Here is an 11,074-nt window from a genome sequence, read left to right as displayed (position 1 = left end):
AATTTCAGTTGTTCAGCATTGCAGTAATAATTATCAACATATTTATATTGTGTATAGTAAAAACCCTGAGATAAAGAAAAATATAATTTCATTATATTTTACATCCATAGAGGTCATCTCATGAATAAAGGATGTGTATGGTTAGTCGGTGCAGGTCCCGGCGATGTGGGTTTAATTACAGTCAAGGGATTACATTGCATTCAATCTGCGGATGTCATTGTTCATGATCGTCTCGTTAATCCTGAACTTATTGCTCAAATACCCGAGCACTGCGAAATTATTAATGTCGGTAAAGAACATGATTATCACCCTATTCCACAAGAAGCGATTAACGAAATTCTGGTAAAACATGCTCTGGACGGAAAACGAGTCGTGCGCTTGAAAGGCGGCGATCCTTATGTTTTCGGTCGTGGAGGAGAAGAAGCAGAAATTCTGGCACAACATGGTATTAAATTTGAAATTGTTCCGGGGATCAGTTCCTCAATTGGCGGATTGGCCTATGCAGGGATCCCGGTCACTCACCGCGATTACGCATCGGGTTTTCATATTGTGACCGGGCACACCTCCCAGGAAAACAAACAACAAAACTGGAAAATACTTGCTCAGCTGGAAGGCACTCTGATCATTTTGATGGGAATGACCCGCCTGACAGATATCTGTCAGCAATTAGTTCAGCATGGTAAACCCGCGACAACCCCAGCGGCAGTGGTTATGTATGCCAGCCATCCGAAACAGGAAAGCGTTATCGGCACACTGGAAACACTGGCGGCAAAGGTCGAAGAAAAGGAACTGCATGCTCCTGCTCTGATTGTGATCGGTGATGTGGTTAATTTAAGTGAAATGCTGGCCTTCTCTCCTTCTTATCTGAATCTTTCTTCGCTTTGCCCTGCACTGGAAGATTCTATTGACGGAGTAATACCATGAGTGAACATGGCGGCAATATTATCGGCATTGCTCAACAATATGGCCTTTCAGCCGATGCGCTCATTGATTTCAGCGCTAATATTAATCCACTAGGCGCACCGGAACGTGTTAAGACGCTGATAAAGAATAGCCTGACCGATATTGAGAAATATCCCGATATGGAGTATCGCTATTTACATCAGGCAATTGCGGAAGCGCATAAATGCGATGAGGCAAAGGTTATTGCAGGCAACGGTGCAACAGAGCTGATTTATGCCATTGTCCGCTATCTTAATCCCAGACTCGCTTTACTTCTTACTCCGGGATTTGCCGAATATCGACGGGCTTTGCAGCAAATCGGAACAAAAATCATCGACTATCCATTAACAGAAGAAACCGGATTTCAGCCTGATTTACGTCTACTGGATATGCTTGCTGCGATTAAACCCGATTGTTTGTTTATTGCTACGCCCAATAACCCCACAGGGTTAATGCCGGATAATCAAGTTACACAGGCGCTGGTGGAATATTGCGAGAAAAACGGAATTTCGCTAATTGTCGATGAATCCTTTATTGATTTTTTACCTGATAATCGAGGATTGATACCACAAATTTCCACCACAAAACATCTCTATATATTGCGTTCAATGACAAAATTTTTTGCTATTCCCGGCCTACGATTAGGTTATTTAATCAGCGGAAATACAACCGTTATTGCAGGGATGAAAAACAGACGTGAGCCGTGGTCAATTAACGCCTTTGCCGCAAAAATAGGTGAAATTTTATTTGATGAGCATGACTATATTGCTGCGACACATCAGTGGCTAAAATCACAGCAATATTATTTGTGGAATCAGCTTTCAGCCTTTTCTGAACTGACAGTCTGGCCGCCATCAGCCAATTTTTTATTTTTTCGTTGTGAGCGACCTGAGATTGATCTGTGGCATGCCTTACTGAAACATCAACTACTGATCCGCCATTGTAAAAATTATGCCGGACTAGATAACCGTTACTATCGAATAGCCGTACGCAGTGAGTGGGAAAATCAGCGCTTAATTACAGCCATGCATCAAGTCTTTTCTTCACGGAACGCTTCAATAAGGTGATAAGTGATAAAGTCTGCTTTGCTACAGCAATATTTATCACTATCATTATTGCAGACTTTAACTATTTGCTTTTTAAGTTCCCCATATTTTTTCGCAATATTAGAGTGTTTCTTTAAATAATCACGAAAAGCCAAATGATCTACAATACGTGGATTACCGACTTCAAAAGCATGTATGTGGTGAGTCCGATTATTGCCCCCTTTCTGGAAGTATCGCCTTCCTGAGATACCGTTTTCCCCTTTCGCTTTATAACCATGAAGCAACATAATATCTGAATAACCGTCCAGTAAGTTAATATCATTCACTTCAACCAAAATATCGATAATTGGTTTTGCAGCAAGATGTTCAACACTAGTACTACCTATATGATGAATCTTAGATATATTTTTATTCAGTATGCTAAGTAACAACTCAGCTTCTTTTTGGTACAAAGCAGGCCACTGAGGGTTGTAATCAACGACTTCAAGTGTTCTTTTGCTCATATATATCTCATCAGTACAAAGGTATTATTGGGTAATAAGAATACATTTATAGTAAGAATTTACCACGCAACCCTATCAGATTTCCGAACGGATCTTCTAATTGACACATTCCTAAATTATTTTCAATTTTCATCGGTCCCCTATATAGTTTCGCACCTATTTCTTCGAAGTTATGAATAGCTGATTTAAGACAAGGGACTGACCAATACAGAACAGTACCATTTTTTCCAGCATAAACCTTTTCATCGGCCTGGACTATTTCCAGAATAAAATTTTTTATTTTTAATATAGTAAAGTTAAACTTCTCCAAATAAATACTTTCTGCTTCTGGAAATGCCTGTTTATACCATTCCAAACCCTGACTAACATCAGGTACAGGGATCAGAAGCGTAGCTGGTTTTATCATGATTATCCTCTTCTCCTTGATAAAATTATCAGATAATTAAAACCGTACTCAACGTAACATCATACTCAGTTAAAATTCTGATCACTTTATCTTTCTTTTTTTAAAAACAAAACATTTGCAAAAATTTTCTGGTGTATGAATAATTTGAAAACTTTTTTTGTTATGGACGATAAACTATGAAAACTTTTTTAAAAGTTGGTGTATTAAGTAGCGCAGCATTACTCCTTGCAGCTTGTGATGCCTTAGATCCTGAAAGCAATAAAAACAAATTCTATTATAGCAACCCAACAAACAGTACTATCACATTTAAAATTGACGATAAGGATTACACTATTGAACCGGGGATCAACGGAAGTGTAAAACTGTCACCAGGAGTACATTATCTTTATGATAATAAAGGTAATAAATCTACCTTTATGGTACTGGAACACAATAATGGCGGTATCCTCAATCCGAACAATTATATGTATTACACCTTATCAGAAGTATATGCGTTAAAGGGGCAGGCAGACCGTTTCATGCCAGCAGAATATGAGGTTACTATTAACGGGCATGAGCTTGAAATGCCATTAAGAAGTAGTAACGCAGCAGTTATTGATGGCAATGTCTTTAACTGCCAATTTCCTTTAGGCAAACCATTCCCAGAAGAAATTAATCTTTATGATAAAAAATCTCAGGGAAAAATAACCTCAAAATGTTTTGATAAACCAGAGTTATTGCAATACTTTTTAACAGAATACGATGAAAAGTTCACTCCTGATACCAAAGCTGATGAAAACAACGATACAGTGAATACAGTACTTGATTACACTCTTCCTGAGCCGAAATTTAAACATGCTGATGTGCAGAAAGAAGCAGAAAAATTGGTTTCATTATTAAATCAGATTAAGTCTTCTGATAATCCAGATATTTACGATAAATTCAGAGAAAAAATCAATCAGGCATACACAGATTTGTCTGAAACATACCAAAAGTATTCTCCACAAGATACGGTGGAAGAACATAAATATTTTGATAAGTTCGTTTCCGAAATCAATCAGTTCCAACGTTTTGGCCTATTCATTAAATAGTTCAAGCCATTACAATTAAGGGCCAGCGTCCCTGCTGCAAGTGGCAGGGAATTAATATTGTATTCCCATGATTTTCTGCAACCCATAAAATAACTCATTATGGTTAATTATCGAAATGACTCCCATTGTTTTATGAAGATGAAAAACCAATAAATCAAATTAATATCATATGGTTACATTAATAAATGGGATCTGAACACCCTTCATTTGGTCATCACAACTAAAGAACTTATTAAATTCTTTCTTGACTAAAGATAAATAACTTTCTCTAATTAATAGTTAAATAGGAAAATTAGTTAATAATCGGTAAAAGGGGACGACTATGATTGTTTTTGTGACTGGAGCAACAGCTGGCTTTGGTGAAGTGATTGCACGAAAATTTATTGAAAACGGTTCCATCGTTATTGCTACCGGGCGTCGCAAAGAACGTCTGGATAAATTAAGGGAAGAATTAGGTGAAAATTTTTATCCTGTACAACTGGATGTGAGGGACCGTGCTGCAATAGAGAAAGTTATGCAGGATTTGCCTGATAACTTACGTAATATCGATATTCTCGTGAATAATGCCGGTCTTGCATTAGGGCTGGAGCCCGCTCATCAGGCTAACCCTGATGATTGGGAAACTATGATTGATACCAATACAAAAGGCTTAGTGAATATGACCCGCGCCTTATTACCTAACATGGTAAAAATGAATCACGGTCATATTATTAATATTGGTTCTGTCGCAGCAAACTGGCCATATGCGGGCGGTAACGTTTACGGTGCTACCAAAGCATTTGTAAAACAGTTTAGTCTGGGTCTTCGTGCTGATTTACAAGGGAAGAAAGTTCGGATTACAGATATTGAACCGGGTTTGGTCGGAGGAACGGAGTTTTCTCAGGTTCGCTTTAAAGGTGATGGTGAAAAAGTGAATAAAACCTATGAAGGCGCAGATGCACTGACTGCGGATGATGTTGCAGAAGCTGTATTCTGGGTTGCTAACCTGCCGGGTCGCGTCAATATCAATACATTAGAAATGATGCCTGTTTGCCAGACATTTGCAGGCCTGAGTATACACAGAGCTTAAAAATTTAATCTGTTCATCAATCGGTAATGGTATAGGTGTTATTTTATACCCGGAATAATAAGGCGGCTCTTTAAAAGAGGTTTCAATTATTTCGGGTATCATTCAATGAATACTTTGTGAGAGAGGTTAATGCATGAATGTTCATAATCCCTTGATAGTAAAATACTTCCCTGCCATTGCCCTTCTTTTACTGCTATTTTGGCAGACTCCTGCGCTATCCAGATCTAATCCTTGCACATCAGATAACTGCGTCATTATTAATGGCGGTGGTGAAAATTCTATGACCAGAGAGACCGCCAGACAGGATAGAGAAGAGTGGAACGCACAACGTGATTTGCGTAATAAAATTAATAAACGCAAAGAAAAGAGATTTGAAGAATATGAGAATGACGTTGACAATGAGGATGCTTGTTTGAAAAACTTCAACCTGAATGCTTATTGGGAACCAAAAACAAAGCGCTGTCTGGATGTGAATACAGGTCGCCCTATTAATCCTGAATAGGCTATACCCATACCAATAAATCAAGGAGATAAGGTGAAAAAATTCTTACTAGCCGGGGCTATTTTAATGACTGCAGCTACATCTTTTGTAACTCAGGCATCACAAGATCAAAATCTGCAATCCAATGTAGTGACAAATAAAGTTGTGACATGTGATGTTCTAAAAGAGCAAATAGCGCAGAAAATTATTAACAACGGCGTTAAACAAGCAGACTTTAAGCTTGAAGTTATCGATAATGATCAAGCGGTTAACAGTGATGAGAAAGTCGTTGGGAGCTGTAACCGTGGCAAACAGAAAATTATTTATACCCGACTTCCTCACGCTAATGACGAAAGCCAGTCCACTCACTAATCTATCGCTACAAGTAATTACATCACAAGAAGGGAGTGCCGCTGTGTTCACTCCCTTCTTGTATTCACAGATGATCAAATGTCGATATAACAGTGCTATCCAGATAATGAGATAATTCTCGCTCTTCTGGCCTTAATAGATAAGGAATTTCACCCAGTTGAGGCGCTGGTATGTGACAACGTAACCTTTTCAGCACTTCAGCGTAATGTGCTAAACCGGGATTAATGCGATTTGCTATCCAACCAAGCAATGGCACGCCATCACTGATAATGGATTGTGCAGTCAAAATAGCATGATTAACACACCCGGTTTGAATTCCTACAACTAAAATTACGGGCAGTTTTTCTTTCACAACCCAGTCAGAATAGAAAGAGTTATCTTGTAATAACGCCCGCCAGCCACCATTTCCGTCAACAATCACACGATCTGCCTTATGACTCAGTTTATTAAGACAATCAGTCATTTGAGCAAAATCAACCGAAGTTCCTTCTCCTGTTATAGGTTCATACCCTACAGCAATTTCCTTTTCATGATTAAAGAATTGCAGTAATGCGCGGGTAACAACCGTTTTACCGATATTGGTATCCGTGCCTGTAACAAATAAGCGCGTTAACATAAATTTATTTCCGTAATAACCGATTAGACTGGTTACTCTTTGCTGTAACTAGAGAACTGAGTTGAAGTTTAGGTGATGTGTTTGAGATAGGGATTGCGTTAGCTCAATGTTTTGCCTGATGTACGCTATCCTTGCATAATTTCGAGCAGTAAATGACCACTGTACAAGGATTGCTTGATCAATGATGCAGCCGGTAAGGTTCCTGAATTGGCAAATGCGGTCGCTGCTATATTGACTCTTTGGCTGTATCCGGGGAGTGAAAGCTGCGTTATTTTCTGTTGAATGACAGGATAAAGAATATGTTTCGCCTCGTTCAGTGGTGAACCAATCAATATTTTATCTGGATTGAAAATATTGACCATAATCGCCATGATGTGCCCTATTCTTTCCCCTACACCCCGGATAATCTCTGTTGCCAGAGGATCACCCTGATTAGCAGCCAGACAAAGCCATTCCACTGTCAGAGGTGTTGCCGGAGATATTAATGAACCAGGGTATTGGCTGGTTAGTTCTCGTGCTTTCAGCAAAATATTTTTAATGCCGACAACGGTTTCCAAACAACCTGTGTTGCCACAATAGCAACGCTCGCCATCAGGTTCGACCTGAGTATGCCCAATTTCAACAACACTCTGATTTCCTGCATGAAGCATTTTCCCGGCGATCATAATGCCAACACCAACGTTATCATCAATAACAACCTGAATAATGTTCTGGCAACCCTTCCCTGCACCATATAAAGATTCAGCTATTGTCCATGCGGTAATACCATGCTGTAAAAAAACCGGCACGCCGATACGTCGGTATAAAAATGTGCTGAGAGGAAGATTCTGGATACTGTAATGCGGTGAGTTATGAATAACTCCATTAATCGGGTCAATAATCCCGTTTGTGGTCACACTGATAGCCGTTAAACGCTCAAGGTGGAATTGATGCCGGAAAAAAAAATTATCGATCAGCTCAGCAAGGCAATTCAGAAAAGAGTGGTTTTCAGAAGCAGATAAGGATAATTCTTCTTCAACAATAAGGTTATTGCCCAAATCCCTAAGCCCAAATACAGTGCTATCTTTATCAATCCGTATACATAAGAATTGCCATCCTTTGCTGTCGGTTTTTAACCCGATTGCCGGACGCCCACGAAACCCTAGATCAGGAAATTCAACTTCTTTCACTAAGTGAGCATCGAACAGTTCTCGGGTAATTTTTGTAATACTGGCAGGTGCTAACTGAGATTTTTTAGAAAGTGCAATACGTGAAATAGGCCCATATTGATCTATCAGACCGTAAACCAGACCAAGATTAATCTGTTTGATTTGGTCAACATGGCTTGGTTGTACGTCTATACTCACTGAGCCTCCCGCTATTTAATTTACACCTCTAAATAATTAGTAATGATTATGTCGTTGTTTAAATTTGAAGATATCCGTTTAGAACAAAAATGTGATCTTTCACACGAATTTCTCGTGATTGTTACGTTTGTTTAACCACTCTCTGTCAGCTGTAGATATTTGAGAGCAATAGTTCAGTTAACCGCTCTACTGCCGGATTGTTCTGACGTTTTTTATGGTTAACCAGCCAAACTTCAGAGTGAACCGACGTATGAGCTAACGGAATATATTGCACCCCATCGATTTTCATCCGTATAAATGATTCCGTAACAATACTAATTCCCAAACCAGCGGCAACAAGGCCAAGTATAGTCATCGCTTCGCCTGCTTCCTGTGAAATCATCGGAGATACTCCGGCACTGATAAACAAAGTAATAATTTCATCATATAGAGCCGTTCCCACATCCCGCTCAAAAAAAACCAAAGGGTATTCAGATAACATTTTTATTGTGATCCCTTCGTTTACACACTCCAGTAAAGGATGGCCATCGTACACAGCAAGCATAAAACGTTCACGAAACAATAGCCGGTGCTGCAAATTATCAGGTAATAACGTATTGCGCATGATCCCGATATCAATCCGACCTGTTTGCAATGGAGCAATCTGAGTTTTGGTGTTCATCTGATGCATGTGAACCGATACATCAGGGTAACGTTCCCGAAACTGGCGCAAGCTAAGTGCCACTTTATGCATAAAAGGTGTGGTGGATGTAAAACCGATTGATATTTCTCCTAATTCACCCTGCTGCATTCTGGCTGCTTTAGTTGCCGCAGCATCAACCTGAGATAATATCTGATAGGCCTCTTTGAGGAACATATGACCAGCTGGTGTAAGGGTAACTGTACGATTATTACGTGCCAGCAATTTAGCTTTAATATTTGCTTCAAGGGACTGGATCTGCTGGCTTAATGGAGGCTGTGAAATGTTCAGTCGCTCTGCTGCGCGCCCAAAATGCAGTTCTTCTGCAACCGCAATAAAATAACGTAAGTGCCTTAATTCTATATTAATATTCATCATCTACCGTCAATTGATATGTTTAAAATATCATTTATTATTATTAATATATTAGACAAAATATTAACAACTTCCTACTCTTGTTCCGGAACCTTTTTATAAAACAAAACATTAACGTTTTTTAGCCTCTTAGTATAAATCCTGAATGAAGGGATTTTAAGGAAGTAGAATGGGTACAATCTCTGATATCAGTAGAAATTCAGTAAGTACTGATGTTACACGAGATACTGAAAAAGAAGTTCGTTATAGGGAACATAGTGGCTACATACAGAGCAGCGACCCTGCCTACCTACGTGTTACTTTGTCATTTTTTGCGGTCGGGTTAGCAACTTTTGCCCTGCTTTACTTCATCCAGCCTATATTACCTATCTTATCGAAAGAGTTTTCAGTTTCACCGGCTAACAGCAGCTTAGCTCTCTCATTATCTACTGGCATGTTATCACTGGGATTATTGATCACTGGCCCTCTGTCTGATGCAATTGGTCGTAAAAATGTGATAGCTATCTCTCTGATTTTTGCTTCCTTACTTACACTTTTAAGCAGCATGACTACCAGCTGGTATGGTTTTTTAATTATCCGGGCTTTGGTAGGTTTGTCTTTAAGCGGCGTAGCAGCCGTTGCAATGACTTATCTCAGTGAAGAAATTCATCCGAGTTGCTCAGCCTTATCGATTGGACTGTATATCAGTGGAAATTCATTTGGTGGAATGAGCGGGCGATTAGTAACCGGTGTAATGACAGATTATTATTCCTGGCATCTGGCTGTCATTTTATTAGGTTCATTTTCACTTATTGCCGCTATCGTATTTTGGGTGATGCTACCTTCCTCCCAACATTTTAAATCCAGTTCCCTCAAGCCTAAGACATTATTTATTAATCTAAAATTACATTTCCGCGATCAAGGTTTACCCCTTTTATTCGCCGAAGCTTTCTTATTGATGGGAAGCTTTATCACAATGTTTAACTATATTGGCTATCGGTTATTAGATGCACCCTATCATTTGAGCCAGACAGTAGTGGGATTATTATCTGTTGTTTATCTGACCGGTGTTTACAGTGCAACAAAAGCCGGCTCATTACTGAGTAAGCATGGACGAGGAAAGGTGTTACTCATTGCAATCAGTATGATGTTGATTGGTAATTTAATCATGGTTTTTTCCTCTCTCTGGGCTTTGTTCCTCGGTATGACAATTTTGACAATGGGCTTCTTTGCCGCTCATACTGTAGCCAGTGGATGGATAGGCGCGAGAACTAAACGAGCCAAAGCACAGGCCTCATCACTTTATCTGTTCTGTTATTATGCGGGTTCGAGTATATCAGGGACGTTAGGTGGAGTATTTTGGTTTTACTATCAATGGAACGGTGTTGCTATTTTTATTTCACTATTAACAATTATAGCTTTTTATATAGGTATGAAGCTCAATAAACTAGCAGCATAACAAAATATATCCAGTGGATTTTGAGAGGCAGAACCCTCTCAAAATCCAGATAAATATAGATAATCATATGTTATAAAAACGATTATTGTTAAGTTCAGCCGATAGAAAAGTGACTTGAAAAAAGATAGATATGATTATTAGTAATATGATTCTGTTGGCAAAAAAACAACCTTTACTAAATAACCATCAATAATCTCAATATTTTTACTTTTTTTCAAAGAAGCTAATATGCGCTGAATACAACTACGCGAAAGTGTACATCGCTGTTCTATATATTTAATAGCTGAGATATTTTCTCTAAATTCATCAGGTAACGTGATAAGACGGGATAATAGACTACATACTATATCTTTAGCACCGTGACGGAATATACTCATATCTCTGGCATAGAGGAATGCCATTTTATATGAAATCACTCTCATCCACTCTCGGTAAAGATCATGTTTTTTTATAGCATTCAATGCACTAACACGAGGCAATTGGTATATCTTACAATCAGGGCCAAGCTCGATAGAATAATAGGTTTCTGAGCCAGAATAAAAAGATAACCCTAAGATATAAGGAGAAAAAACAGTCGAAATAATTAAATTATCTTCTATTCTGCGTATGTTCACATATCCCTGCACTAATAAAAAGAACTTGGCAAATTCATTCTCAATTTTAATTAATGAACCTTGCGTTGGTAAATCGGATAAAACTTCTTCAGAAGAAGGTAATAATACATCAATAAT

The 11,074-nt window shown here is 38.8% G+C and carries 13 protein-coding genes; 7 read left to right on the top strand and 6 right to left on the bottom strand.

Annotation, left to right across the window (positions count from 1 at the left end; genetic code table 11):
* Window positions 1-120: 120 nt before the first annotated feature.
* Window positions 121-924 carry a uroporphyrinogen-III C-methyltransferase gene (cobA, locus tag AACX68_RS02425; protein ID WP_228860501.1) on the top strand — a complete coding sequence of 268 codons (804 nt, stop codon included), beginning with the start codon at window positions 121-123 and terminating at the stop codon, window positions 922-924.
* The gene (gene cobD, locus AACX68_RS02420) at window positions 921-2,009 is read left to right on the top strand and encodes a threonine-phosphate decarboxylase CobD (RefSeq protein WP_228860500.1); all 1,089 of its coding nucleotides are present in this window, start codon (window positions 921-923) and stop codon (window positions 2,007-2,009) included. The genes cobA and cobD overlap by 4 nt, the downstream gene beginning before the upstream one ends.
* Here cobD and AACX68_RS02415 read toward each other — a convergent pair.
* Both AACX68_RS02415 and AACX68_RS02410 read right to left on the bottom strand, forming a co-directional pair.
* Window positions 1,973-2,491 carry a GrpB family protein gene (locus AACX68_RS02415; RefSeq protein WP_228860499.1) on the bottom strand — a complete coding sequence of 173 codons (519 nt, stop codon included), beginning with the start codon at window positions 2,489-2,491 and terminating at the stop codon, window positions 1,973-1,975. The two genes, cobD and AACX68_RS02415, sit on opposite strands and share 37 nt — an antisense overlap.
* A gap of 46 nt (window positions 2,492-2,537) precedes the next feature.
* The gene (locus AACX68_RS02410) at window positions 2,538-2,897 is read right to left on the bottom strand and encodes a glyoxalase/bleomycin resistance/dioxygenase family protein (RefSeq protein ID WP_228860498.1); all 360 of its coding nucleotides are present in this window, start codon (window positions 2,895-2,897) and stop codon (window positions 2,538-2,540) included.
* 176 nt (window positions 2,898-3,073) lie between these two features.
* Between AACX68_RS02410 and AACX68_RS02405 the strand changes: the two genes are divergently transcribed.
* From AACX68_RS02405 to AACX68_RS02390, 4 genes are all read left to right on the top strand, one after another.
* On the top strand, window positions 3,074-3,967 hold the full coding sequence (locus AACX68_RS02405; RefSeq protein ID WP_228860497.1) for a hypothetical protein: 894 nt from the start codon (window positions 3,074-3,076) through the stop codon (window positions 3,965-3,967).
* 322 nt (window positions 3,968-4,289) lie between these two features.
* On the top strand, window positions 4,290-5,036 hold the full coding sequence (gene ydfG, locus AACX68_RS02400; protein WP_228860496.1) for a bifunctional NADP-dependent 3-hydroxy acid dehydrogenase/3-hydroxypropionate dehydrogenase YdfG: 747 nt from the start codon (window positions 4,290-4,292) through the stop codon (window positions 5,034-5,036).
* Window positions 5,037-5,169: 133 nt separating this feature from the next.
* Window positions 5,170-5,538 carry a DUF1283 family protein gene (locus tag AACX68_RS02395; protein ID WP_228860495.1) on the top strand — a complete coding sequence of 123 codons (369 nt, stop codon included), beginning with the start codon at window positions 5,170-5,172 and terminating at the stop codon, window positions 5,536-5,538.
* Between the two features lie 33 nt (window positions 5,539-5,571).
* Complete coding sequence (locus tag AACX68_RS02390; protein ID WP_228860494.1) at window positions 5,572-5,889, top strand: DUF1161 domain-containing protein; 318 nt, start codon at window positions 5,572-5,574, stop codon at window positions 5,887-5,889.
* A 64-nt stretch (window positions 5,890-5,953) separates the two neighbouring features.
* On the opposite strand, the gene bioD is transcribed toward AACX68_RS02390, so the two are convergent.
* The 3 genes from bioD to AACX68_RS02375 form a co-directional block, all read right to left on the bottom strand.
* Window positions 5,954-6,505: an ATP-dependent dethiobiotin synthetase BioD gene (gene bioD, locus AACX68_RS02385; protein WP_228860493.1), complete on the bottom strand. Its 552-nt coding sequence runs from the start codon at window positions 6,503-6,505 to the stop codon at window positions 5,954-5,956.
* A 125-nt stretch (window positions 6,506-6,630) separates the two neighbouring features.
* Window positions 6,631-7,851, bottom strand: coding sequence for a sugar metabolism global transcriptional regulator Mlc (mlc, locus tag AACX68_RS02380; protein WP_228860492.1), 1,221 nt, complete (start codon window positions 7,849-7,851; stop codon window positions 6,631-6,633).
* Between the two features lie 145 nt (window positions 7,852-7,996).
* Window positions 7,997-8,899: a LysR family transcriptional regulator gene (locus AACX68_RS02375; RefSeq protein WP_228860502.1), complete on the bottom strand. Its 903-nt coding sequence runs from the start codon at window positions 8,897-8,899 to the stop codon at window positions 7,997-7,999.
* A gap of 175 nt (window positions 8,900-9,074) precedes the next feature.
* Between AACX68_RS02375 and AACX68_RS02370 the strand changes: the two genes are divergently transcribed.
* A complete protein-coding gene (locus tag AACX68_RS02370) occupies window positions 9,075-10,343 on the top strand; it encodes an MFS transporter (RefSeq protein WP_228860491.1) in 1,269 nt (422 codons plus the stop codon).
* Window positions 10,344-10,480: 137 nt separating this feature from the next.
* Here the strand turns inward: AACX68_RS02370 and AACX68_RS02365 are convergent.
* The coding region (locus tag AACX68_RS02365; protein ID WP_228860490.1) for a helix-turn-helix domain-containing protein at window positions 10,481-11,074 on the bottom strand (594 nt) is incomplete at its 5' end.

It is taken from the genome of Xenorhabdus sp. PB61.4, from assembly GCF_963894935.1.
Lineage (GTDB): Bacteria > Pseudomonadota > Gammaproteobacteria > Enterobacterales > Enterobacteriaceae > Xenorhabdus > Xenorhabdus stockiae.
This window is presented reverse-complemented; position numbering and strand designations above follow the sequence as displayed.

Coding starts and splice junctions, on each gene's coding strand:
- AACX68_RS02410 (WP_228860498.1), bottom strand. CDS start 2,897: ATGATAAAACCAGCTACGCTTCTGATCCCTGTACCTGATGTTAGTCAG.
- AACX68_RS02370 (WP_228860491.1), top strand. CDS start 9,075: ATGGGTACAATCTCTGATATCAGTAGAAATTCAGTAAGTACTGATGTT.
- cobA (WP_228860501.1), top strand. CDS start 121: ATGAATAAAGGATGTGTATGGTTAGTCGGTGCAGGTCCCGGCGATGTG.
- ydfG (WP_228860496.1), top strand. CDS start 4,290: ATGATTGTTTTTGTGACTGGAGCAACAGCTGGCTTTGGTGAAGTGATT.
- AACX68_RS02405 (WP_228860497.1), top strand. CDS start 3,074: ATGAAAACTTTTTTAAAAGTTGGTGTATTAAGTAGCGCAGCATTACTC.
- cobD (WP_228860500.1), top strand. CDS start 921: ATGAGTGAACATGGCGGCAATATTATCGGCATTGCTCAACAATATGGC.
- bioD (WP_228860493.1), bottom strand. CDS start 6,505: ATGTTAACGCGCTTATTTGTTACAGGCACGGATACCAATATCGGTAAA.
- AACX68_RS02415 (WP_228860499.1), bottom strand. CDS start 2,491: ATGAGCAAAAGAACACTTGAAGTCGTTGATTACAACCCTCAGTGGCCT.
- AACX68_RS02395 (WP_228860495.1), top strand. CDS start 5,170: ATGAATGTTCATAATCCCTTGATAGTAAAATACTTCCCTGCCATTGCC.